This window comes from Streptomyces sp. P3 (assembly GCF_003032475.1).
Lineage (GTDB): Bacteria > Actinomycetota > Actinomycetes > Streptomycetales > Streptomycetaceae > Streptomyces.
Genome location: NZ_CP028369.1, coordinates 1,780,578 through 1,805,482 on the forward strand (window position 1 = coordinate 1,780,578; position 24,905 = coordinate 1,805,482).

Here is a 24,905-nt window from a genome sequence, read left to right on the forward strand (position 1 = left end):
TGTCAGGACTCAGCGGCCGAATCACGCCCCGGCCAGTGCTTCGGCGGGGCGACGGCTGGGTCCGTGATCTGAAGACGCTTCTGCCGGGTCGGGTCGATCGACGTCAGAGAGACGAGACGCTGGCCGTCAGCTGCTTCGAGTTCGGACAGGGCATGAGGAAGGGCCGCGCAGACAGTGGCGATTGCCGTGCCCAGACCCACCAGGCCACCATGCTTGTTGTTCTGGCGGTACTCAATGCGATGCAGGCCCGACTGTGCGATGGCCGCCACTTCGAGTGGCCGACTGAGCTGCTTGGTGTCGTTGGTGATGACGACCTCGAAGCCGTCGGCCTTGGCCTTGGCGTACAGCTCGATGTCCTTCGTGCCCGTCCAGCCCTTGAGGTCGTGGACGTGGACGACTTCATGTGCCTTCAGCAGGATGTGCACAATCTCGGCCATGGGGCGGGGCACGTTCTCGTCGAGCAGCAGTTTCAAGCAACGACCTGCCGGGGCTCGCTGCTGCCATAGCTGTCGACGTACTCACTGAAGTCGGCGGCGTCCCGGGCGGCCTCGGCCGTCACGCCTGGGTAGAACTCACCGATCTGGTCCGGCGGGATGCCGTCTCTTACGAGGGCGGCGACATCTGACGCCGGGATCCTGGTGCCTTGGATAACCGGTTCTCCGCCGCGGACCGACTCGTCGACCGCGACGTGCTCACGGGGGGTGAGCAGAGCTGGAATGCTGCGGCCGTCCTTATAGAAGGGCGCGAGAACATCCACCATCTGGTGGATGACCACGTTGCCACCCTTGATCAGGTCTACGGCGTGGTCGGGCTCGGCCAGATAGATCGTGTCCGGGCCCGCGACGAGTTTGTACGAGGAGAGGTGCTCCGACTCGCCGAGGTCTTCTCGAAGCGTGTTCAGCGCACGGCGGATCTTCTGCAACGAAGCCTCTTCGCGCAGCTGCACACAGATGCGGAGTGCGACAACGTCGCGGAACGAGTAGAGGATCGGCCTCTCGCTGGAGATCTCGGGCACGAGCACGGCGCCCTTGGGTCCGGAGGCTCGGCGCCAGTGGGACAGCTGGCGCAGAGTCGCGCCGGAAAGAGCCGCGGCGAGTTTAGGTTCGTACGACACCGCGTGCCTCCTTCCGTCTTCCGCCCCCATCGATATCGGCCTGAACGTACCCCATTCTCCTGGAGGCCACTCGGCACAGAAACCGAAGGGCCCATTCAGGGTGAGCCGGGGACGCCGGACACCCCCTTGCCGCACACGCCGCTGCAACGGGAATCGCCACAGGCCGGCACACGTCCGTGGCATTTTCGGCCACTCACCGGCGGCGCCCGTATGCGCCGCGTAACCTCACGGGCATGGGGGCATCAGCATCTGGTGCAGGTCAGGACGCCGACGAGGAGGCGCGGCGGCGGCTGAACGCGTACACGTACCTCAGCGCGCCCGAGCGGCTGGAGCACGTCGCGATCATGCGGGTCTTCTGCGGAACGCTGCTGGCGGATCTCGCCGTCCCGGACATCATGGCGAAACTGCGCCAGGCCGGTGGTTCCGCCGCAGGACTCGACGCCGACACCCTCACGGTCCGACTGGAACAGCTGGTCCAGTGGGGAAACCTGCTCCGCAGCAGCCACACGGTGAACGCGTCCAGCATCAGCGAGTACCAGCGATCACGCTCGCGCTACCAGCTGTCGAAACTGGGCGAACGTATCCAGCGGGACGCCGACGGGGTTCTGGCCGAAGCCGACGCCGCCCGTGAGGTGAGCAACGAACTGCTGGCGCTGGTCGAGCGCGGGCTACGGGAGCTGGCCGACCTCGTGACCGCGCCGGGCGGTGTCGAGCCGCAGGACGGACTGGAGCGGATCAGCACGCTGTTCGTGCAGTTCACCGAGTTCGCGGACTCCATACGCGACTTCTACGCCTACCTCGGCCAGGTGCTGTCCCGATACGACCTGGACAGCGCCGAGTACCAGGGCTTCAAGGAGCTGCTCCTGGACTACGTAGAGGCGATCACGGAGGATGTGGCGTTCCGCGCGCCCCGGATCTCGGCGGCGTTGGACACTCTGTGGCCGCACATCCCGGCTCTGCTGGAGCGGCTGGACTCCCACGTCCAGGGGCTCACCGGGCTTTCGGCACAGGGGCAGGCGCAGGGCGAAAGCCGCCCCGAGGTCCGGATCCAGCGCAGCCGGGGCCGCGAATTCGCGGACTGGGAGGGCCTGCGCGGCTGGTTCAGCAATACCGACGGTCAGGGCAGCCAGGTCGACCAGCTACGCGATGCCACCCTGCGCGCGTTGCAGTCGCTGCTCGCCAACGCCAAGCGGATGCTGCGGTCGGCCACCGGGGAGATGTCCCGGCGCAAGGATCTGCTGCGGCTGGCCCGCTGGTTCGACGAAGCGGCGCCGCGGGACGCGCACGACATCGCCGTCGCCGCCTTCGGGCTGTACGGCGCCCGCCATCTGAGCATACCTCCGGCCACCGACGAGGTGGTGCCCGCCTACACGAGCTGGTGGACCGGCCCGGTGGTCGAGGTACCGGTGGCCCTGCGGGAGAGAGGCAGCCGCGCCCAGCGGGGCCGGGCCTCCGCGGTGGAGGACCACTCCGCGCAGAAGCAGCTGCTGAGGGAGGCCGCACGGCAGCGGGCAGCGGCTAGAGCAGCGGCGGCGGACGAACTGCGCAGCGCATCCGGCCGGTTCGCCGAGGTACGCCTCACGTCAGCGGCACTCAGCCTGCTCCTGGAGCTGCTGGCCGCAGCGCTCGGAAACGCACAGCTCAGCAGGCCCGTCAGCACGGACGGGGAGAGGACGGCGGGGTTCGAGCTCGACTCGGCCAGCAGTGAAGACGCCGAACTGCGTATCCGCCTCACCGTGCGCCGGACGGCGGGCATGCGAACGGTGCTGTACTCGGCCGACGGCGACCTGTTGCTGGACGACCTGGAGCTGGACATCGGTCGCACCTCCGCCGCGGTCGACGGCGAAGCGGAGGCGAGCGTGTCATGACCCTCCCCTCGACTCACGACGTAGCCCTGGCAGCCGAGCGCCGCACCGCCGCCCGACTGCTGCTCGCCCACCCGCTGATCGCATCGGACGGCCCCCACGCCGACCTCTTCCCGCTGATCCGCAGGCACGCCGACTGGCTGGGCAAACGGTTCCAGCTGGTGCTCGGCTACCGCCTGCTGGTCGACAGCTCCTACGCCCGGCTGTTCAAGGCGGGGCTGGGGGCGGGTTCGGGTCATCGCCTGGAGCGCTCCACCGGCACCCCGTTCACCCCGCACACGTACGCCTGCCTCGCGCTGGCCCTGTCCGTGCTGGTGACCGCGCCCGGGCAGATGCTGTTGTCACACCTGGTCGCCGATATCAGGGCCGCCGCGGCCGACGCCGGGATCGAGTTGGAGGAAACGGGGCGGGCGGCCGGGAAGCGGACCCTGGTCGCGGCTCTGCGCCAGCTCGTCGACTGGGGCGTGCTCATCGAGACCGAGGGCCATGTGGCCGCGCTTGCGCAGGAGGCGGGCGGAGAAGCCCTGATCACGATAGATCGGGAGCTGGCGCGCGTGGTTGTCGCCGGCCCGCTCTCCCAGGCCCGGGACGGCGCCGATCTGGTCCGGCGTGCAGCGGACCCGGGCTTCGGCGGGCCACGCACCTATGTGCGCCGGATGCTCGTCGAGACACCCGTCGTCCACCTCGATGAGCTGACCGACGCCGAGCGTGACTGGTTGCGCACCAGGCAGCGCCGGGAGGCCCAGGCTTTCTCCGAACTCCTGGGTCTGGAGATGGAGATCCGTGCCGAGGGTGTGGCGCTGGTGGACCCCGAGGAGGAGCTCACGGATCTGCACCTGCCGGGCACCGGGACCGTCGCACAGGCCGCGCTGCTGCTGGCGGAACGGCTCGTGGAACGGCTTCGGCCGCAGGAGCCGGGGCATCCGGCGACCGGTGGGACGCTCGTCATCGGGGTGGCTGTCCCGGACGGCCTGGTGGATGAGGTGCTGGCCGAGCTGATCGCCGAGTATGGGCAGCGCAGCAACTGGCAGCGCGGCTACCTGGAGGACCTTCCCTCTCTGCGGGAGGCCGTACTGGACCTGCTGGTTCGCATGCGGCTGATGGCCTGCGCGGGCCGGCTGCGCGCCGCGGGCGAAGGACTGCCGGAGGGGTACGTCGAAGAGGCGTCGCAAGGACGCACGGTGACCGATGTCCATGGCGCACGGCCCGGCGGCGACGGCTGGGTGCTGCTGGCAGCAGCGGCCCGCTACGCCACCCAGGTCACGGTGCGCCCGGCCACCGCAGCCGGCAAAGGCACGGACGTTCAAGAGGAGTTGCCGCTATGACCACCGACGCGCGTGGCCTCGTTCCGCTGCCGCGTTCCGGCGCTGCGACAGCCGCCGGCCCCGCAACGACCAGCGGCACCCGCTTCCGGCTGCACCGGGCGGGCATCCAGAACGTCTGGCAGTACGACGAGCAGGAGTTCTCCTTCGGCGACGGACGACTGCTCCTTCGCGGCAAGAACGGCGCGGGCAAGTCCAAGGCCCTGGAGATGCTGCTTCCGTACCTTCTGGACGGCGACTCCCGGGCACTGGACGCGACCGGCACCGGCCGGACCACGCTTGCCTGGCTGATGCTGGACGGGTTCGAGCAGACCAACCGTCTCGGGTACCTGTGGGTGGAGTTCCGGGGCACGGCCGACGACGGCGGTCACCGCCACCTGACGCTCGGTGCTGCCATCCGCGCCTCGAAGTCCACGCAGAAGGCGCTGCCGACGTTCTTCGTCACCCGGCTGCGGATCGGTGAGGACCTGCACCTGGTCGAGGCCGGTAAGCCGCTGCCGGTCGACCGGCTCAAGGAGATCGTCGGCTCCGACAACACGACCGACCGTGCGGTCCAGCACCGTGCGCGTGTGGCCCGGGAACTGTTCGGCATCACCGACACGACGCGCTACCGCAACCTCACCCAGCTCCTCCACCGGCTGCGGCGCCCGACGGTCGGCGACCGGATCGAACACGGGGGTCTGGTCTCCCTGCTGAGCGAGACCCTGCCGGGGCTCGACGAGGACGTGGTCGAGAAGGTGGCGCGCAACCTCCACGACCTCGACGCCGTACGGGACGAACTCGGCCGCCTGGAACGCACCGACGCGGCCCTGCGCACGTTCCTCACCAGTTACCGCGGCTACCTGGCCGGCGTCCTGCGCACCTCCGCCCAGAGAGTGAGCCACGAGCTGGGCGTCCTCGCACAGCGGCGCCGGGCAGCCGGAGACGCCGCACAGCGGACGAGCGACCTGAGGACGCAGGAGGAGGAGTCGGAGGGCCGACTGGAGACCCTGCGCGACGAGGAACAGAACGCCCGGACCGACCTGGCCGCCCTGCACGCCAGTCACGCTTACCGCAGCCTGCGCGAGCTGTCGGAGCGCCGCGGCACGGTGGAGGCGTTACACACCGCCGCCGCGGCCGCCTTCACCACCCTGCGCAACGCCCACGACGCGGAGGAGGGCTCGGCGGAGCGGCTGGCCGAAGGCGTCGAACACCTCGGAAGCCGACTGGCCGAGCTGGGAACCGAACACCGGGAGCTGCTGACGCAGGCGGAGAAGGCAGGGCTTCCCACCGGCCATCTCGGCGAGGCGGTGGCTCTGCCGCGCACGGTTCTCGCCCAGGCCACCGAGACCGAGCTGACGACTCCGGACGGGGAGACGCGTACCGTACGGCACCGGTCGGTGGCCCGTGTGGACACGGTCACGGCGCAGGAAGGACTGCGGTCCTGGCAGACCCAGTTGGAGGACGCCGAGGCGGTCGCGAGAAACCGGGCCCGGATGGTTCAGGAGGTGACCCGCCTCATCTCACGGGCGGACGAGGCCCGGGCCGCGGCGGCTCAGGCCGATGGCGAGCGGGAACGGCTGGAGGGCGAGGCGGAAGAGGCCGCCGGCCATGTCGAGGGCAGCCGTGAGAAGGTCGCTGAGGAGAGCGGCGCCTACTCCCGCCAAGTCGCCGAGTGGGCGGCGCGCACTCAGACTGCACTGGGCCCCGACTGCCCGTCCCTGGACGCCGTCCACACCACCGTCGGCCACGAGACCTCTACCGACGCGCCGTTCGCGGACCGCACGCTGCCGCCCGACATCGACGACCAGGCGTGGCGAACCGCTCAGGCCGCGCTCGAACCGTACGGCGAGGAACTCACCGGACGCCGGGACGCCCTGGCACTCGGCGTCAACCGGCTCGGCGAGGAACTCGACCACCTGGCGGAGCAGAAGCAGGACTGGGAGCAACGTACCGACCCCGAGCCGCCGGCCCCGCACCATCGCGCCGCCGCGAGGACGCCGGGCAGTGGAGCCCCTTTCTACCGGCTCGTGGACTTCGTGGACGGCGTGGCTCCGGCCGACCGAGCCGGTCTGGAAGGGGCGCTGGAGGCGAGCGGAATCCTGGACGCGTGGGTGAGTGCGGACGGCGTCCTTCTCGATCCACGCACCCGGGACACCCTTCTCCAGCCGGGTCCCGTGCTGTCCGACGGGCCGACTCTCGCCTCGGCCCTGCGCCCAGCCCCTGAACCGGATTGCGGCGTCACCTCCGAGCAGGTGGGGGGTCTCCTGGCCACCATCGCACTCGCATCGGCACAGGAGACCTCCGCGCACAACGCGGTTTCCTACGACGGCAGTTGGCGTCTGGGCGTACTCCGTGGTCGTCACGACAAGGGCGACACCGAGTACGTGGGGGCCGCCGTACGCGCCGAGACTCGGCGGCGCATCCTCGCCGAGCTGGAGGAGCGGATCGCGCGGACTCAGCAGCGGCTGGCCGATGTCCGCGAGGAGCTCGCCGCAGTCGATGCCATGCGTCGGGCTCTCACGCTCACGGAACGGGACTTCCCCAGGGCACGGAATCTCGCGGACGCCTGGAGCAGGACCGAATCAGCCGAGCGGACCCTGCGCGACCTGACCGCCAAGGCAACCCGGGCTGCGCGGCTGGCCGAGGAGACACGCGCTCTCGCGGTATCGGCGCGGACCGAGGCGGATGCCACCGCGACTGCCCACGACCTGCCCGGCGACTCCTCCTCCCTGGACCGTGTGCGCACCGCACTGGCTGGTCTGCTCAGCGGTATCGGGCATCTACGCAGGGCCGTCAGCGGCACGGGCGAGCGGCTCGGTACGAACCAGGCCGATGCCGACAGGTACGGACGCGCCCAAGAGGATCGCCTGGCCGCGGACGAAAGCTACCGGCTCCACCTCGCCGGGCTGCGCACGGCTGAGCAGGACCTGCGCACCCGCGAGGAGGCCATCGGGTCGTCCGAGGAGGAAATCCTCTCCCGTGAGCAGGACGCCAAGCAACGCATCACGAACGCCGTCCAAGCGCTCCCCGCGGCACAACGAGCTCGCGACGATTTCCACGACCTGCGCGTACGCGCGGAAGAGGACGAGAAACGCCTGCGCGGGACCCTGACGGACCAGGAGACGGCGGTCATCGACACCGGCAGCGCTCTTCGGGGTGCTCTCGGCCGACCGGAGGTGGTGCTCGGCGCCGGCCTCGACCGCTCCTCGCTGCCCGATTACGTGTCGGACGATCCCGGCGCGGACGTGCGCAGCCGTCTGCGAGCACTGCGGGCCCTCGCCGAGGCCGTGGAACAGGCCCTCGGCCGCCCGAAGGGCGAGGTGTCGGACAGCACCCTGCTCAACCGGCACACCGATCTGCGCGACCAACTGGCCGGCGGATTTGACGCGCAGCTGGAGGAGCGCGACGGGGTCAAGGTGTGCCGCCTGGTCGACGACCACGGGTCCCATGACGTCGCAGCCGTGGGCGAGCGGATCGCGGTCCAGGCGGCGGAGGCCCGGGGACGGCTCACCGAGCGCGAACGCGAAGTGTTCCAGCGGTTCCTGACCGGTGAGCTCGGCGACCACCTCTCGGCGCAGGTCATCACCGCGGCGAACCTGGTCGCAGCTCTCAACGACACCCTGAAGACCGTACGCACATCCCACGGCCTCGGTGTCGAGCTGCTGTGGAAGCTGGACGAGGACGTGGACGCGGATGTGCGCGCGGCAGTAGAGCTGCTGCGCAGTCCGTCGAGCCTCAGGACGCGCGACCAGACCGAGCAGCTGCGCGAGGTGCTGCAACGCCGGATCGAGGACGCCCGCCGTGCCGACCCATCAGCCGGTTACGCCGCCCATCTGCGGACCGCGCTGGACTACCGCGACTGGTTCCGCTTCCACACCTTCGTGGTCGAGGAAGCGGCTCCGGGCCGCCGTCGGAAACTGACCGGCCGGACCGGTCTCAGCCAAGGCGAACAACGGGTCCTCTCCTACCTCGTGCTCTTCGCCGCAGCAGCTGCCCACTTCACCAGCCTCGCCGAGTCGGCACCGCATGCGCCACGCCTGATCCTCCTGGACGACGCCTTCGCGAAGGTCGACGAACCCACCCATGGCCGGCTGGGCCGTATCCTCGTCGACCTCGATCTCGACTTCGTCCTCACCAGCGAGCGGCTCATGGGCAATTGGCCCGAGGTCCCATCCCTGCACATTTACGAGTGCCTCCGTGATCCCCACGTACGCGGGGTGGCCACCCTCCACTACACCTGGAACGGTCGGCACCGGCGTCTGGTGTCCGTATGAGCGGGCTGCCCGCCGCAACGCGTGACTGGCTGGCGGGACCTGGACTCACCCGACTCTGGCAGGGGGCACGCAAACGCCTGGAGAGCAACGGCGTACAGGCCACGGGGTCGCTCCGGCTGACCGCGATGAACGCCCAGGAACGCAACGACCTGTCTCTCCTGCTGGGCAAACCCCTCACAGGTGCCGCCGTGACCATACGGCTCGACGTGCTCGACGCACGGCTACGCGCCTCGGCCGCCGGACTCGGCCTCAGACAGACCCTGGAGGAACTCGGCCCGCCACTCACCGACCGCCGTGCCGCCCGCGCGGACGTTGCGGCACGGCGGGAACAGGTGTGGTCGTCCCTCGCTTCGTCACTGGACACCTCCCCGCTCGCCGACCAGGAATGGCCCCGGCAGTGGTACGACCTGCTGCGCCGTACCGGCGTTCCGAAGGGAGTGACGCCCGAAGCAGCGATATGGACACTCCAGCAAGCGGTCCAAGTCCTCACCACTCTCCTCGGACCCGAGCGGGGCAGCACACTCGGCCGAGGAGAACTCGCCGCCATGGCGACCGGCTCCGCGCACGGCCTGGACGACGGCACCTGGCTCGCACGTCTCGTCCAACGCGGCGTCGCCCTCGCCCACGGCACTGAGTTCCCCGACGACGCGGCCGGTCGACGAGCTCTGTGGCGGCTGGTGTCCGTCACTCCGGACGAGGTTTCCAGCACGGTCCTGACGTACGGGCTGCGGCCCGACGGCGAGGGCTGGCAGGAGCGCGCCCTACGGGAGCGGGCCGACCATCACGCCGAAGTTCACGTCACACCGCGCGACCTGCATGACCTTCGGCTGCAACTGCCCGCCGGAACGCTGATCCACATCTGTGAGAATCCGCGCGTGGTTGAAGCCGCGGCGGACGCGGCCTGCGTCCAGCCCCTCGTATGCACGTCCGGCAGCGCCGCCACCGTGGTCTTCACGCTTCTCGACGCCCTCGCCGCGACGGGTTGCCGCTTCGCGTACCACGGCGACTTCGACTGGCCGGGGATCGCTCTCGCCAACCGGGTCATCCGCCGCTACGAAGCCCGGCCGTGGCGCATGGGCACCGCGGATTACGAGCACCTGGCCGCTCGCAGTCAGGCCGAGGGCATCCCTCAACTGGCGCTCGACGGCCCGCCGGTCGACGCGGACTGGGACTCGGATCTCGCCCCTGCCATGACCGCCCTCGGCGTCGCGCTCCATGAGGAGGCCACGCTCGACCTCTTGGTGGCCGACCTTTCACGCCTGGCGTAGAGACATCGACACCATGCCGGACTCCGGGAGCCAAGCTGCTCTGAAGTCCCCGGCCTGGGTCGGTTCCCGACTCGGGCACCGCTCCGGAGTCGGAAGCAAGTCCGGACCCAGCCAACTGCCGGGGCCGTAACCTCGACCAACTCCGCTGGATTACTGGGGTTGACGTGTGAAAATGCTGGTCCGACCCGTGCCCGTGCCCACTGGAGATGACGTGACTATCGCGTACCTTGTGGCAGCGCCAGACCGGCAGCAGGCGCCGCTCAAGACTCTGGCTCACGTCGAGTTCCAACTGCGAGTGCTGGGGCTGCTCTGTGCCGCTGCGACCGGAAAACCTTCCTCTTTGACTACACCGGGATCCCTCGATGTCTGGTCCCGCTACATCCTGCTACGGCGTAGTTCTCTGAGATGTGACATCTGTGAATCCGCCGCGCTTGACGTCGCCGACAGCATCAACACCGAGGTCGCTAAAGACACCTCGATCCGCCGAATGCGCAACCAGGTGTTCCATGGCGGCCCGGATCCGGAAAACGTAGACCTCGATGCACTCCATCAGGTTGTCTCAGCCAACGCGGACCACATCGTGGCGATCTATGCACACGGGCACGTCACCGAGCTGGAGCCGTTCTTCATTCCCATCAACGGTGAGCTCGCCGCCCTGCACGATTACTCCGAGGGATCCGCAACCTATTGGCCCCGCCACGGGCACGCGACCGATGTCACGCGGTCGGAGATCCTTGAGGCGCTCCAGAAGCTGGGGCCGCAGCGCGGCGACCGGCTTCTGGAGAGCTTCGCGCTGGACATCCAGAAGGATCTGGACGGTTTCGCCGCACGGGAGTCAATCCAGACTCTCGTCGCCCCGCCCGAGCCAATCGTGGTGCGCTGGGACCTACGCACGTCCGGTGGCACAATCCGGCGCGTCGACCGGTTCGAGCTGAATGCTGATCACGCCCGGGTCTGGCATTCCGAGTCGGGCACAAAGCCGTACAAGGCGTTCCTAGCAGACATCTGCAATTGGGAGCTCCTCAAGGAACGGCTCCTGGAGGAGCTCGAGGAGCAGGTAACGGAAGAGAGTCTGATCAGGGAGGAGCTATTCCCGGATCTCAAGCAGCATGTCCCCGATGTGTCTGCGCGGGTCTGTGTCGCAGATGGTCCGTTCGGAGATGGCAGCGACGTCACCATCACTCAAGCGTGTAAGCGGATCGCCGCCCGGACCGGCATCTACAGCTCGTACACGAACCTCATCACGCTCACCGGCGAGGCCGGATCAGGCAAAACGCATAGCCTGCTGCAGTTTGCTCGGGAGTCACTCGCTCGTGGCGGGGAGCTCGCCCCCATTTCGATCTACATCTCGTCGAGCGGGAAGAGTGCAAACAGCCTCGACACGCTTCTCGACGCCAGTATGGGGCGTACGTTGATTCTCAACTCGCGTTCCGTGCTGGCGCTGTGCCGCGCGGGTCTGGCGATTCTGGTGATCGACGGCTTCGACGAGTTGCTCGGCTTCCGTACCTACGACAACCCACTGAGCGGTCTGAGACCGATCCTGGACGCACTGCGCGGCCGGGGAACAGTGATCCTGTCTGCGCGGTCAAGCTACTCTGAAGCCCGCCTCCGTCAGGACCTGGAACTTCACGCTTCGATGGACTGGCCGCCATATGTGACGACGCTTGAGCTCCTGCCATGGCGGCCGGAACAACTGCGGGAACTCACCCACAGACTCCCTGTCGAGGAGGCCCGGGCCAAGATGTCCCCGGAGATTCGGCAGATGTTGACTACACCGTTCTTCTGTCTGGCCTTCGCGGTCTGGGCACGGACCGATAAGTCGCTGGAGTTCTTGCAGTTTGTCGTCGAGACCTACCTACAGCGCGAACGGCGCAAGCAGCCTGGCCAGGCCGGCGTCGAACTCTTCAGCTCGGGAGTGCTTGCCGACATCTTCTCCGAGGTTGCGGAAATGATCGCCCGGAACGCGGTTGCGGAAGTCTCGGAAGACGATCTTGAGTTGGCAGCGTCACAAGCTCTGGACCGTGACCTCACGAAAGAGGAGAAGCGTCGGCTGATCGCGTTGTGCGGAATGAGCGCCGAATGGGCGGAGAATGAACTCTCGTTCAAGTTCACCCACCTCGCCATCGCCGAGCAGTTCCTCGCCCGGCAGGTTGCCCGGCTGCCGCTCGACCAGGCAGCCTCCCTGTTGTTCAGCGTTGCCATCTCGGGGCTCTGCGCGCAGCTGATCGTCTCTATTTGGCGAACGGAGCGTGGCAACATGCCGACCGAACTGATCGCCGCACTCCAGGAAAAGGTGACCGCCGCCGAGCCCTACGACCAGCGTCTACCTGGGGCGATCAGTCTCGGCGAGCTGTGGGCGAAGGTTCACGGAACCGGTGACGGCCCTCGCTCCGTGCGGCGGATCACGGTCGAGTCTCTAGAGCTCGGTGGTTCCGGCCGGGTTTCACTCGAGGAGGCGCATGTCCAAAACCTGACCGTGGGGCCAGATATTGAGCTTCGGCTGGCCTCCAGCCGCGTCGATCGACTGGATCTGTCGAAGTCGACAGGCGTCGCCCTGGTGGGAGACTCCTACAAGCAGGTGCTCGAGTTGCTGACGCAAGACGAGTTGGCGGTTGGGCAGTCGAGGATCAAACACGCGCTCGGGCTGGCTGACGAAGTTACCGAAGACATCACCGAGATCGACAGCTACTTCAAGTCGAACATCGCCCTCGCCAGGGGGCCAATCATTGTGAACTCGCGTGATTTCGCGCCCGACGACAACCGGCTCAACTGGGTTCGAGAATACGGTCTCGACGCTTGGCAGGGCTTCGTCCGCAGGATGCAGGAGGAAGGAAAAATCACCCTTGAGAAGGTGAATGCGAGTGGGCGCCTGAAAGTGCGACTGCGCCTGACGGAGGCATTCGACGAGCAGTGACGCGGACAGACCCGCCACCGTGCTGGCAGGCGACAGGTCACTTCGGCGGGGCAGCGATCTCCGCTCGACAGGCGTTGTATCACCGAGAACCCAGAAGACCTCAACTCGGCCGTCGACTCGGTGGCATCCGTCGTCACCATCCTGCAGGGACTCACTACTCCTGTGGTTGCGCTACACGGCTGAACCACGTTCGTGCAGGACCCTGGGAGCGATCTGGGAGCCAACCCGCTCTCCAAGCCCCTTCGACACCAACCAACACCGCCCCACACCAACACCCTGACCAGGCAAAACAGCAAACCAACCGCTGAAGATCACGACCGACCCTCATTCGGGACGAAGAGGTCGTGGGTTCAAATCCCGCCACCCCGACAGCTGAATAGCAGATCAGAGGGCCCTTACCGAGTCGGTATGGGCCCTCTGGCGTTGCTGCGTTTCTCACTGCGTGACTATCGATTCCTGCGCGCTTACGACTGCTGCGGAGTGCTCCCGAGGATGCCATCCATGACCACGGCACCGGTCTGGATCATGGGCCGGCTCTGGTTCCGGTAGCACTCTTCCGTCACAGCCGTACCGGAGTGCCCGACGAGCCGGGAGATCTCTTCCAGCGGCACGCCGCGGTCGGAGAGCAGGACACGAAGCTGTGCCGGAGCTCCCGCGGCGTCCACTCGTCTCCGTTGATCAGGCAGCAGACTCACCCGCACGGCGTTCGTCTCGGTCACGTGCACCTTGGCCGGAGCACAGGGTCAGACGAAGGCCCCCCATGTCCTGCACCCCCCGGTGAGCGACTCAGTACGAGACACCGTTCGGGGCCGGAAGAAATAGAACAAGTTAGGACCTGTCGCGGAAGTGCAGGTCGCAGCTACTCATTGAGCGACGGCTGTTGACGGGCCATTCCGTCCGCCGTCTGTACAACGAGAGGGTGTGCGCTGGGCAACCGACAGCTCTAGGGGGTCGGCATCCCGAACAGGAGGACGGTCACCAGTATGGTCACCGGAATAGCCAGGACCACGGCCAGCCCGGCAAGGCAGCCCCAGACAGTCAGTCGAGCACTGGTTCTCATGTAGTCATCGCTCTTCGGCACGCCCATATCCAACAGTGAGAACTCCGACTCTCTACCTACAGAGGCACGTAGCCCCAGGACTGCCATGTGAAAGTGCAGGTCACAGCCACTCATTGAGGGCTGCGATCAACACGGTCGCTTCGTAGCGAACGGCGAGCCTGTCATGGCTGGTGGCCACGGCCCGGTGACGCTTGAGGCGATTGATCCCGCACTCAACCGCGTGCCGCTGCCTGTAGTCGTCCCGGTCGGACTTCGGCGAACGGCCGCCGCGGGACCCGCGCTTCTGCCGGTTGCGGACGCGGTCTGCGGCTACCGGATTGTCCGGTCTTCCGCTTCCCGAGCACACCGTGCGAGCACGGTGGATCGACGGAGAACAACCGACCCGCGAACGATGGCGCCACATGGTGACGACGCGTCGCAATCAACTCGCCACGACCCGTTGGGCGTTCCGCACATGCGCAGATCGCTGGTCGACGAGACGCGACTACGATCGCCGGTCATGGACTGGCTGGAGCGCACCGCAAGGCTGAGGCAGTGGACCAGAAGCGGGACCCGCGCGCCGCACAAGCCGTTGCTGTTGCTGTACGCCCTCGGTCGGTTCCAGCAGGATGCCGTCGGCGAACTGCGGTACAGCGCGGTGGAGGAAGATCTGCAGCGGCTCCTGACCGAGTACGGTCCGCCGAACAGGACGACTCCGGCCTACCCGTTCCACCACCTGGTGAGCGACGGCGTGTGGGAGGTGTGCACCGACCGCGGACCGGGCAGCCCCGGCAGCGGGGTGCGTGAGTTGCGGGCCGCGGGGGCCGTTGGGCGGCTGGCGCCGGAGCTGCGGGCGGCGCTGCGGCGTGAGCCGGCGTTGCTCGGCCGGATGGCGCGAGTCCTGCTCGACCTGCACTTCCCGCCTTCGCTCCACGGCGACCTGTGCGAATTCGTCGGCCTGGGGCTGGAGCCGGCGGAGTCCGGAGAGCTCTCGGCCGCCGTGCGAAGGCGACGGGATCCGCGGATGCGGGAGCGGGTCCTGACGGCATACGAGTACCGGTGCGCCTTCTGCGGCTACGACGGCAGGATCGGCGCGGTGCCAGTCGGGCTGGAGGCGGCGCATGTGCGCTGGTGGGCGTTGGACGGCCCGGACACCGTCGACAACGGACTGTGCCTGTGTTCGCTGCACCACAAACTCTTCGACAAGGGCGTCCTCGGTGTCGGTGACGGCCACCGCGTCCTGGTCTCCCAGCGCTTCGTCGGCCACAGCCCCGCCGCCCGCGAGCACGTCATCGCGCTCGCCGGCCGGCCACTCATCGGCCCCCAACCGGGCGCCCAGCCCGTCGCCACGACCCACCGCTCCTGGCACATCAGCCAGGTCTTCCACGGCAGCCCACGCCCTGCCACGGCCGCCTGAACATCGAATCGTCGGCCGCGCCTGGCCGCGCCTGCGGGCAGCGCAACGCCGGAGGGGCTGCGTGAAGGAGCGAGTCGGTGAGCACGGGCAGAGGCGGCTCCGGGTCTTCGTCCTGGGCTGTGAAGCCCTCTCCCTGGCAGTGCGCGGTGATCGGAAGATGATCGCCCGGCTCGACCTCGCGGCGCGAGGGGAGGCCGAAGTGGTGACGTCGCCGATGGCCCTGGTCGAGGCGTATGACGGCAGAACGACCGAACAGCGCTGGGACTGGGTGCTGTCCCGGCTCCAGGTCGTCGGCATCGGGAAGGACGAGGCCCGCCGGGCACGCCGGCTCCTGACCGACGCCGAGCTGCACGGCCACAAGTACGCGGTCGACGCCGTGCTCGCCGCGATCGCGCGACAGCAGAAGGGACGGGTCACCGTTCACCTCGGACGTCGACGACCTGGACGAGCTGGTCGAGTCCGGTGCGACGGATCTTGGCTTCCTGTTGGGCGGTGCGGCCGTTGGTGACGATCACGCAGGTCCAGTCGGCGGCCCGTGCTCTGCCGAGGGCCTCGCGGGAGACGTCGGCCAGTACGACGCGATCGGCAGCGCCACGGTCGAGCAGGGCGTGGACGGCCGTGGTGGGCACCCTGTCCCGGTACCGGTCGGTCATGGCCGCTGCGACCTCGTGGCGGGCGGTACCGCCGCCGGCGTCGAGATCCATCACCCAGGTGAGGTCGGTGTCGGGCAGGCAGTGCTCGGTGAGGAATGCGGTGACGGCGTCACGGAAGGCGGCGTCGCGGTCGACCAGGGTGTTGCCGAGGTCCAGCATCAGCAACGGCATGATCGGCAGTAGATCACTGGCGATGCCCTCGCCGCCGCCCCGGTGCAGGTCGAACGCACCGGGCGCGACCCGGCACGGCTCCTGAGGTAAGCGGTCGGCCAGCGTGCGCCGGACGACGCGAACTCGCCGGCGCGCGTGCCGGTCTGGCGCATCGAGCGGCTCGCCGCCCGCCCCGTCGAGCCCGCCCCGCACCCGGTGGGCGAGCCCGCCCCGCACCCGGTGAGCGAGCCCGCCCCGCACGAGCCCGCAGCAGCAGGGCGCGAGATCGCTGTCGCGCGGCAGGCGGCGGCAGGGGGCGGCCGAAGAGCGGAGCCCGGCGAGGGTCAGGGTGTCACCGGTGCGTCCACTTCGTCGCGGGCCGACGGGATGTCGCGGATCCGGCGCAGACGGGAGCAGACGAGCCACAGCACCCCGCTGGTCATGCCCACCCCTGCGAACAGCAGCCCGCCGCGGACGCCCAGCCACTCGCCGAGTGCACCGCCGACCACACCACCGACCGGAATGATCCCCCAGATGAGGAACCTGACGCTGGCGTTCATCCGTCCCAGCAGGTGGTCCGGGCACATCGCCTGCCGGAAACTGACCTGCGCGACGTTGTACACCACGAGACCGAACGCGGCGGTGAACCAGGGTACGGCGAAGAACAGCATGCGCCACCCCGGACCGGCGAGCGGGATGAGGAGCACCGTCGGGATGGTCGCCAGGTAGGCGAGCCAGATCACGCGGACCTGGCCCAGGCGTCCCGCGAGGGCGCCCGCCAGGGTGGCCCCGAGTACGCCGCCGACCCCGCCGACGGTCATGAAGGCCCCCGCTGCGGCCTCGGAGAGGCCGACGTCGTGGACGAGCAGCAGGAGTATCAGAGGTGCCTGGACGGCGTAGAAGAAGTTGTACGTGGCTGCCGACCCCACGACGGCGCGCATGAGGGGGTTCTTGAGGACGAAGGACAGGCCGCTCCTGATCTCCTCGCGCATCCTTGCCGTCGGCTTCCGCAAGGGCTCCGCCTCCGGCTTGCGGATGCGCAGCAGCAGGAGGAAGGAGGCGACGTAGCTCACGGCCTGTATCGAGACCGCCGCTGCCGCTCCCACCTGGGCGAGCGCCCCGGCCGCAGCCGGTCCGGCCATCTGTGAGGCGGAATTCGTACTCTCCAACTTCGAGTTGCCCTCGACGAGCCGATCACGTCCGACCACCGCAGGTATGTAGGCCTGATAGGCGATCTCGTAGAAGGTGCGCGCCGCACCGAGCAGCAGGGCCACCACGAGGAGTACGGGGAAGGTGAGCCGGTCCAGCAGCGCAGCGCACGCCAGGATCACCATCAGCACGGCACGGCTGAGGTCGCACACGATCAGGACGGGCCGGCGCCGCATACGGTCGATCCAGGCCCCCGCGGGCAGGCCGAGTACCAGGTACGAGAGGCCGAGGCCGGCCTGGAGCAAGCCCATCTGCAGGGGTGAGGCTGCCAGCGTGGTGACCGCGATCAGGGGGAGTGCGGTGCGGCTGACGGAGGTACCGAGCATGCTCAGGCTCTGTGAGGACCACAGGAGCCGGAACTCCGGCAGTCTGGTGACGCGCGCCTCGTTGCCCACCGTGCTCACCGCCCAACGGTGAGGCCGCGGACCCACAGGCCGGGACAGGCGACGAACGACGTGTGCGAACGGTTGGTGCGCACGGTCCCGTTGTGGCCCTCGATCTGCCGCAACAGGTCGAAGACGTTGCCCGCCACGGTGATGTTCCCGGCGTTGTGGCGTGTGCCGTCCGGGTCTTCCAGCAACGCGTTCGCACCGATGGAGAAGTCGCCGGTGATGCCGTTGGAGGTGTGCACCCCGTTCGCCTGCACCACTCTCAGAAGACGGCGGCCCGGCCGGGGGACATCGCCAAGGGCGCGGCCCACTCGCAGCGAGAGATGGCTGGGCTGGACCCTCGGCATCTCCCCCGCCGCTCCCCGCCAGCCGGAGCCCGCCCGGCCTGCTCCCGCGGACCGGGTGCTGTGCCGGTGGCCGAGGAAGGCACGCAGCCGTCCGTCCCGGACCAGTTCCACGGCTTTGGTGGGGGTTCCTTCGTCGTCCCAGGGCGCGGCGAGCGGGTACTCGGCGGAGGTGGGGTCGTCGACGAGGTCGACGCCGTCGGCGCAGACGGACTCTCCCCATCTCCCTGCCAGCGGCGACCTTCCCTCGACCGCGGTGTCCCACTGGAAGGCCGGGAGCACGAGGGAAAGCAGCTTCACCGCCACCCAGCCGGTGAGCAGGACGTCGTCGTGTTCCCATACGTCCGCGGGTGGTCCGGCGAGCACGGCAGCCAGGGCACAGATCTCCGGCAGGTCCACATCGGCCGCCCGCGCGAGGACGTCCTCCGCCGCGCTTCCGTACATCTGGTGGGCCACGAAGCCGGTGCCGGACGCACTGGCGGTCACCCGGGCCTGGAGTTGAACGAGACCGGTGCGGTAGCCGCGTGGCTCGTGACCGGGCCGTCCGAGTCGTACGGTGCTCCGCTCGGCCTTCACCCTGAGCTCGATGTCCAGTCCGGGGGCCGCCGTGCTGAGCTCACGCACGGCATGCACCGTCTTCTCGTCGAGAGCGGGGCTCGTCTTCTCGTCGCGAGCGGGGCTCGTCCTGTCGTCGAGAGCGGGGCTCGTCGCCGCTCTCGCTGTTCCGGGAGGTGCCGGAGGGTCGGCGGCGGGGGGCGGGGGGAGCCTGCCGGGCAGTGCGCGGGCGACCTCCAGCGCACTCCGCACCAACGAGGGGTCGTCGGAGTCGGGCAGAGCCCGCACGGCGTACCCTTCGCCGCCGTCCCGCCACACCGTCACGGCGGTTACGCCGGACTCGACGTCGCTGCGCCGTTCGACGGCACCACCACGGCAGACGACCTCTTCGGTCTCCCGGTGAGCGGTCCACACCTCGCAGTCGGCCGCCTGCCTCGCGGCCTCGGCGATCAGTGCCCGGATGCCGTCACTCACTCTGTTCCTCCTACGAGCAGGGACCCGACCCGCACCGTGGGTCCGATGACGCCGACGGGCACCCACTGCCCGAACTTCCCGCATTTGGCTGCCCCGACGGTCACGTCGTCCGCCACCGCGTCGATGCCCCGCAGGACGTCCGTGCCGAGCCCGGCGATGGTCGTCTCCCGGACGGGGTCGGTGATCCTGCCGTTCTCGATCAGCCATCCGTTGGTCACGCGGAACGTGAACTCGCCCGTGGCCTCGACGACTTCACCGCCACCCACATGCTCGGCGTAGATACCGAAGGGGGTGTCGGCGATGATCTCGTCGACGGTGGACGTCCCTGCCGCGAGGCAGGTGTTGGTCATCCGGGGCAGCGGCGGCTGCTGCACGGTGCCGCACCGCCCGTTCCCGCTGGGCTGCGTACCGAGTCTGGAGGCCGAGTCCTGGTCCGTCAGGTAGGCCCTGAGCCGGCCCTGCTCGATGACCGTCGTGGAGCGGGCCGCCGTCCCTTCGTCGTCGCAGCCGTAGGAGCCGACCGCGCCCGGTACGGTCGAGTCGTCCCGCACCTCGACCAGCGGAGAGGCGATCTGCTCCCCGAGCCGTCCGGCGTAGACGGACCCGCGTGCGACCTCGTCCCCCTCCAGCGGGTGGCAGCACGCCTCGTGCAGGAGCACCATCCCCCGGCCGCCTGCCACGACCACGGGCATCCGGCCCACCGGGGCGGGCCGGGCGTCCAGGCCGGCGACGGCCCTGCGGGCGACCTCCGCGCCTGAGGCCGCCGCGTCGATCGCGTCGAGCCGCCCGCTGACGCCGGGGGTGTAGAAGCCGGTGGACACCCGGTCGCCGCGGCGTGCGACGACCCGCACGGACAGATAGCTGAGGAGTCGCTGTTCTGTGCGGAGCAGCAGTACGTCCTCTCCGCTCGCCAGGGCCATCTGCTGCTCGCTCAGCTCGAAGTCGATCACGACCTGGGCGATGCTCGGGTCGCAGGAGCGGGCGGCTTCCTCCAACTCGCGCAGGGAGGCCACGATCGCCCCGATCTCCAGCCAGGACGGAGGCGCGTCCGTGGTGGCGCGCGGGCGGTGGCCGCCGGCGTTCCCGAAGCCTTCGAGCCGTGCCGCCCCGGGGTTCAGGCCCGGCACGGCTCGGTGGATCAGACCGTGCTCGCCCAGGTAACGGGCGGAGGTCGCCTCTCCCTGCTGCAGGCTGAGATCGCTGACCGAGCCCTCGGCGAAGCGTCCGCTCACACGGTGCCAGGACTGGACGGCGCCGGAGGAGGGGCGCACACCCCGCGGAGCCCTTCGGCGCATCTCCGCGGCGAGTTCACCCGCCGTGGTCCGCACCGGACCACGGTCCTGAGCCGTGTACGTCACACTGCCTCCTCGATCGACGGGACCGTCCTGATGTGGAAGGCGAGGGCGGCGAGGGCGGCTCGTGCCGAGCCCACTGCCTCCTCGGCGCTCGCCCCGGCTGCGCGCGCGAAGGCGAGGCGTTCCTCGGACGACTCCAGTCCTGCGCAGACCGTGCCCGGCTCGGCCTGTACGACGACCTCCTCGACCCCGGCGGTGCGGCGCGCCTCGTCCACGCCCTCCACCGAGGTCAGCACCCCCGCGGCCGGCGCCGCCGCGAACCAGATCGCCGCGGCGGCAGGTGTCCGTCCGTCGGCCAACTCCTTGCGGAGGCCGGGGAGCACGCGTTCACCGGCGGCCTGTCTGGCTACGAGGTCCGCCAGGTCCACGCCGGTGGCGGACCGTACGAGCGCCGGTATCTCGTCGCCGCCCATGCGCAGGTGTGTCTCGATCACACGCGGGCCGGCCTCGGTGAGCACGATCTCGGTGTGCGTGGCTCCGAAGGCGATGTCGAGCGCGTCGAGCACGCGCGGGACGTAGCCGCGGACCTCGTCCTCCGTCTCCGGCGGGAGCGGCGCGGGTACCACGTGTCCGAGCTCGACGAAGCGGTCGGGGTCGGAGTACTTGCGGGTGATCGCCACGCACACGTGCTCGCCGTCCTCGGAGAATGCCTCGACGCTGAACTGCGGCCCCTCGTGGAAGCGTTCGGCGACGACTCCGGCGCCGGAGAGGCCGTAGAAGTCTCCGCCCGCCCTCGTGAGAGCGGCGGCGAGCTCGTGTTCCTCCGCCGAACGCAGCACGGCGACACCGACGCTGGCAGAGCCGTGCGTCGGCTTCACCACGCACGGCACGCCGTGCGTGGTGACGAAGACGCGCAGCGCCTCCAGGTCTGTCACCTTGGCCGAGGGCGTGGGATCCGTGCCGGTCTCCCGCAGCCGCGCCCGCATGGCTGCCTTGTCGTGGACGAGCGCCACGGTGCGCGGGCTGTGCGTGTGCAGTCCGAGGGCACGGCCGATCTCGGCGCACCGGTCCTGGTCGCGCTCGCCGAACGTGGCGATGCGGGTGAAGGGGTCCACGGCGTGTACGGCGGCGGCGATGGCCACCCATTCCCTGTCGGGGGCATCGTGGCGGACTGCGAGGACACGGCTGTGCGCATCGCGTTCCCGCAGGCGGGAGAGGTAGTCCAGGCGGCAGATCACCGTCGTGCGGTTTCCGGGTGCCGCGGCGCGCACGCGTCCTGGCAGGTCCCGTCCACTGCCGACGACAAGAACGTGCTCGCTCATATCGCCCTCCCGGCCTCGCACCGGCCGTCCCGCGGAGCGTCCTGGCGGGGGCGTACGGCGAAGCGGATACGGGCGGCCGTCGTGTCGAGCAGTGCTGTGGTCTCGGCGCTGTCCCGCCCGGTCACCACGACGTATCCGGCGCGCTCGTGGGAGTTCGAGACGATACCCGTCTCCTTGCCCGGCGCAGTGGCGACGTGGACCTTCACCACCTCCTCCGGCTCTGCCGCCTCCTGTGTGCCCGTCACCGAGAGAACCGTTCCCGGCGGGCAGTTGAGGAATCGGATGGCCGCGTGCCTGTGTGGCTCGCGGTGGGGCACGTCCGTGGAACCGGACAGAACGGTGAGGAGGTCGGCGACGAGTGAACCTCCGTGCGCGAGGTCGATGAGTTCGTGAATGCAGTCCCCCGGCACGCGGCCCGCGCACTCGACGAGGACGGGCTTCGCGCCATCCCGCAGAATCCACTCGGCATGCAGGACCCCTGTCCGAAAGCCGGTGGCTGCCACCAGCCGATCCATGGCCGAGGCGACCCGCTCGGGCACTCCGGGCGGCAGGTCCGCCGGAACCCGATGGCCCATCTCGACGGGGTGCCGACCCGGGCGTACGTCCTTGGCGGTCACGTTGCGGAACAGCACCCGGCCTTCGTGGACCACGCACTCGACGCTGATCTCGGGACCGTCGACGCGTTCCTCCACGAGGAAAGACGCCGGTAGCGGTCGTCTGGCTCGCAGCCGGGGCTCGTCCGCCTCGACCGTGTGCCGCCAGGCCTCGTCGAGGTCATCGGTGGGGTCGAGGAGCTGCACGCCCAGACTGCCCTGTCGGTTGGCGGGTTTGAGGACACACCCCCGGACCTCCTGGTCCCGAAAGGAGCGCACGTCTGCTGCGCAGGTCGCCCTTCGCCACCGCGGCTGCGGCACTCCGGACCGCTCGCAGACCTCCCGCAGCAGGGCCTTGTCCCGCAGGACGCGAGCGGCCGCCGGCCCGGCACCCGGCAGCCCCCAATGGTCGGCGAGGGCCGCGGCCGCGGAGACCCCGTACTCGACACCGGGCAGGACGGCGCGGACGTTCCGCGGTCGTGGCACCGCCGCCAGTACGGCGGACAGATCGTCCTCCTCATGGATGGGTGCCGTGAGGATGCCGGCCACACAGGGGTGGGCGGTGGCCCGTCGGTCGAGGTCGCGGGCCGCGACGACGTCCGGCTCCTCGACGACGAGGAGCGAGCGGGGTGGCAGGCAACGGTCAAGGTCGGGGAGCAGCGCCGCGCCGAACCCGGCCATGACATGGGTGACGGTCTCCGGGGCCCCGTCGTGGCAGTGGCTCATCAGGTGTGCGCCTGCACGGCCGCGGGCTCGGTTCGCACCCGGATGCCCTCCGCGGCGGCCCGGGCGCGGGCCACCGCGGAGTCGGGGTCGGCGCCGGTGGCGATGACGTAGCCGACCCTGTCCGCGCTGGAGCGAACCGGTCGGACCACACCCCCTGGTTCGGCGGTGACGACCACCTCTTGCACCCCTTCGGCCTTCTCGGCCTGCTCTGTTCCCTCGACATCCACGACGCGGCCGGGCTCGGCCCGTACGAACCAGATCGCGGCGGCTCTGGCCGGGACGGGGGGCTCGGGCAGCGGGTCGATGTCCAGGGGCAGCGTGAAGCCGAGGCGTTCCAGATCCGTTCCGTGGGACAGCCGTACCAGTTCGTAGATGCGGTCCCCGCCCATGCGGTTGTGGGACTCGATGCTCACCGGCCCGGTGTCGGTGAGCATCACCTCGGTGTGAGCACAGCCCTCGACCAGCCCGGCCGCGTCCAACAGGCCCAGGACGAGCTTCTCGACGGAGGGCCGGTGCTCAGCACCGACACGGGCCGGCACGACATGACCGCACTCCACGAAGTTCTCGTCGATGAACTTCTCCGTGAGGGCGAGAACACGGTGGCGTCCGTGCTGGGACACGGTCTCGACGCTGATCTCCTTGCCGGCGAGGAACCGTTCGGCCAGCAAGGGCGGTTGCTCCTCCGGGCGGCCGTCGAAGGCCCGCTCCACGTCCTCGTGGGACTCGATGCGCCGTACGTTCTCGCTGCCGGTGCCGTCGCGGGGTTTGAGGACGACCGGGTAGCCGTGGCTCTCGCAGAAGTCCCGCAGTTCGCCGGCGTTGTCGACGAGGGCGCAGGGGTGCGTCTCCACTCCGGCCTCGGCGAGCCGTGCGCGCAGCGCGTGTTTGTCCCGGAGCAGGGCGGAGACGGAAGCAGGATTACCGGGCAGCCCCAGGTGCTCGGTGAGGAGCCCCGCGGGCTCGAGGCCGGGGTCGGTGAAGGAGGCGACGAGCGCGAGCGGAGCCGCCTGGTGCAGACCCGCCACGACGGGGAGGAGCAGGTCGGGGCGCGTGTAGTCGAGCAGGAGGGCCTCGTGCGAGGCGGCGCGATGACGGTCCGAGAAGAGCCCGGTGTGCTGGGCATAGACGACCTCGAAGCCGGCGTCCACGGCGGCCTTGAGCTTTCCCGCCCGCCCGGCGATCACCAGTACCCGCGGTGTGGGACTGTCCTGCTTCATCAACGGACTCCTGTCGTGCGGACGGTCTCGAACGTGACCGTGCGGGCTTCCTCGTCGTACAGCACCCAGTGCGCCTCACGGTCCCCCGCGGCACCCGCGTTCACCAGGCACACACCCGACCGGGGCAGCTGGTAGACACGGCCGGTCTCGGGTTCCAGGCGGAGCGGGGTGTGCTGCCCAGTCGCTTCCAGGCCGGTGGTGAGCCGCCGACGGTGGCTGTGGCCGTGGATGAGGACCGGCCGGTCCGGCAGGGCGTCGAGTACGGGGTGACTCAGATCCTCGCCCTCGCGGAACCAGTTGAAGCGGTGGCCGTGGACGAACCGGGTTGTGGGCGTGGCCCGTTCCGGGGGTGCGGCCAGCAGCGCTTCCAGTGCGTCCGGGACGTCTCGGTCGCGCAGGACGGTGGTGATGCGCTCCTCCTGGTTTCCGCGCACGAGAACGCACGAGGAGAGGGCTTCCCAAAGGGGCGCATCGGGGTCCACGGCGTCCGGGAGCGACCAACAAAGGTCACGGTGCAGGTCCTTCTTGGACACCTTCGCCTCGAGGTAGTCGCCCGTGAGGACCACGGTGTCGACGCGGCCGGCGGCCTTCTCCTGTATCGCCAGCAGGTTTTCGTAGTTCCCGTGCAGATCGGATATGACGGCGAAACGCGCCACCCCAGCCCCCTTGCGGCAATCCCCGTTCTCAGCAGCGCCCCTCGCCGGGCGAGCGGCACGCGGTGAGTGGGCGCTCCACCTACCCGAACTCGCATGCTCCTGAGGGATCCTCACCCAGAAGACATAT

Annotated in this window: 15 protein-coding genes and 2 pseudogenes; 7 read left to right on the forward strand and 10 right to left on the reverse strand. The window is 69.4% G+C overall.

Going from position 1 to position 24,905, the window contains the following annotated elements:
• Nucleotides 1-2: 2 nt before the first annotated feature.
• Complete coding sequence (locus tag C6376_RS07940) at nucleotides 3-473, reverse strand: DUF5615 family PIN-like protein (protein ID WP_107442764.1); 471 nt, start codon at nucleotides 471-473, stop codon at nucleotides 3-5.
• The gene (locus C6376_RS07945) at nucleotides 470-1,114 is read right to left on the reverse strand and encodes a DUF433 domain-containing protein (protein WP_107448840.1); all 645 of its coding nucleotides are present in this window, start codon (nucleotides 1,112-1,114) and stop codon (nucleotides 470-472) included. The genes C6376_RS07940 and C6376_RS07945 overlap by 4 nt, the downstream gene beginning before the upstream one ends.
• Nucleotides 1,115-1,347: 233 nt before the next feature.
• Here C6376_RS07945 and C6376_RS07950 point away from each other — a divergent pair, with 233 nt between their 5' ends.
• From C6376_RS07950 to C6376_RS07970, 5 genes are all read left to right on the forward strand, one after another.
• Nucleotides 1,348-2,982, forward strand: coding sequence for a TIGR02677 family protein (locus tag C6376_RS07950; protein WP_107442765.1), 1,635 nt, complete (start codon nucleotides 1,348-1,350; stop codon nucleotides 2,980-2,982).
• Entirely contained in the window at nucleotides 2,979-4,304 is a 1,326-nt protein-coding gene (locus C6376_RS07955; protein WP_107442766.1) for a TIGR02678 family protein, read from the forward strand. The genes C6376_RS07950 and C6376_RS07955 overlap by 4 nt, the downstream gene beginning before the upstream one ends.
• Nucleotides 4,301-8,557 (forward strand): TIGR02680 family protein, encoded by a 4,257-nt coding sequence (locus C6376_RS07960; protein WP_107442767.1) that lies wholly within the window; start codon nucleotides 4,301-4,303, stop codon nucleotides 8,555-8,557. Before C6376_RS07955 ends, C6376_RS07960 begins: the two co-directional genes overlap by 4 nt.
• Nucleotides 8,554-9,825, forward strand: coding sequence for a TIGR02679 family protein (locus C6376_RS07965; protein WP_107442768.1), 1,272 nt, complete (start codon nucleotides 8,554-8,556; stop codon nucleotides 9,823-9,825). Before C6376_RS07960 ends, C6376_RS07965 begins: the two co-directional genes overlap by 4 nt.
• 211 nt (nucleotides 9,826-10,036) lie before the next feature.
• Nucleotides 10,037-12,739, forward strand: a complete 2,703-nt coding sequence (locus C6376_RS07970) for an NACHT domain-containing NTPase (RefSeq protein WP_159083168.1) — start codon at nucleotides 10,037-10,039, stop codon at nucleotides 12,737-12,739.
• Nucleotides 12,740-13,203: 464 nt separating this feature from the next.
• Here the strand turns inward: C6376_RS07970 and C6376_RS07975 are convergent.
• Nucleotides 13,204-13,418, reverse strand: a pseudogene (locus C6376_RS07975) (site-specific integrase); the annotation flags it as partial.
• A gap of 880 nt (nucleotides 13,419-14,298) precedes the next feature.
• On the opposite strand from C6376_RS07975, the gene C6376_RS07990 reads away from it, so the two are divergent.
• Together C6376_RS07990 and C6376_RS45085 are read left to right on the forward strand one after the other, a co-directional pair.
• Complete coding sequence (locus tag C6376_RS07990; RefSeq protein ID WP_107442772.1) at nucleotides 14,299-15,195, forward strand: phosphorothioated DNA-binding restriction endonuclease; 897 nt, start codon at nucleotides 14,299-14,301, stop codon at nucleotides 15,193-15,195.
• A gap of 61 nt (nucleotides 15,196-15,256) precedes the next feature.
• Nucleotides 15,257-15,650 (forward strand): annotated as a pseudogene (locus tag C6376_RS45085) (hypothetical protein); the annotation flags it as partial.
• 692 nt (nucleotides 15,651-16,342) lie between these two features.
• On the opposite strand, the gene C6376_RS08005 reads toward C6376_RS45085, so the two are convergent.
• Genes C6376_RS08005 through C6376_RS08035 form a run of 7 tightly spaced genes read right to left on the reverse strand, consistent with a single transcriptional unit; the run spans nucleotide 16,343 to nucleotide 24,778 of the window.
• Complete coding sequence (locus C6376_RS08005; RefSeq protein ID WP_159083170.1) at nucleotides 16,343-17,611, reverse strand: MFS transporter; 1,269 nt, start codon at nucleotides 17,609-17,611, stop codon at nucleotides 16,343-16,345.
• Nucleotides 17,608-18,969: a metallopeptidase TldD-related protein gene (locus C6376_RS08010; protein ID WP_159083171.1), complete on the reverse strand. Its 1,362-nt coding sequence runs from the start codon at nucleotides 18,967-18,969 to the stop codon at nucleotides 17,608-17,610. The genes C6376_RS08005 and C6376_RS08010 overlap by 4 nt, the downstream gene beginning before the upstream one ends.
• Nucleotides 18,966-20,327: a TldD/PmbA family protein gene (locus tag C6376_RS08015; protein WP_107442775.1), complete on the reverse strand. Its 1,362-nt coding sequence runs from the start codon at nucleotides 20,325-20,327 to the stop codon at nucleotides 18,966-18,968. The genes C6376_RS08010 and C6376_RS08015 overlap by 4 nt, the downstream gene beginning before the upstream one ends.
• A complete protein-coding gene (locus C6376_RS08020; protein ID WP_107442776.1) occupies nucleotides 20,324-21,586 on the reverse strand; it encodes an ATP-grasp domain-containing protein in 1,263 nt (420 codons plus the stop codon). Before C6376_RS08020 ends, C6376_RS08015 begins: the two co-directional genes overlap by 4 nt.
• On the reverse strand, nucleotides 21,583-22,905 hold the full coding sequence (locus C6376_RS08025; protein WP_107442777.1) for an ATP-grasp domain-containing protein: 1,323 nt from the start codon (nucleotides 22,903-22,905) through the stop codon (nucleotides 21,583-21,585). The genes C6376_RS08020 and C6376_RS08025 overlap by 4 nt, the downstream gene beginning before the upstream one ends.
• A complete protein-coding gene (locus C6376_RS08030; RefSeq protein WP_107442778.1) occupies nucleotides 22,905-24,122 on the reverse strand; it encodes an ATP-grasp domain-containing protein in 1,218 nt (405 codons plus the stop codon). The genes C6376_RS08025 and C6376_RS08030 overlap by 1 nt, the downstream gene beginning before the upstream one ends.
• A complete protein-coding gene (locus C6376_RS08035; RefSeq protein WP_159083172.1) occupies nucleotides 24,122-24,778 on the reverse strand; it encodes a metallophosphoesterase in 657 nt (218 codons plus the stop codon). The genes C6376_RS08030 and C6376_RS08035 overlap by 1 nt, the downstream gene beginning before the upstream one ends.
• Nucleotides 24,779-24,905 lie beyond the last annotated feature (127 nt).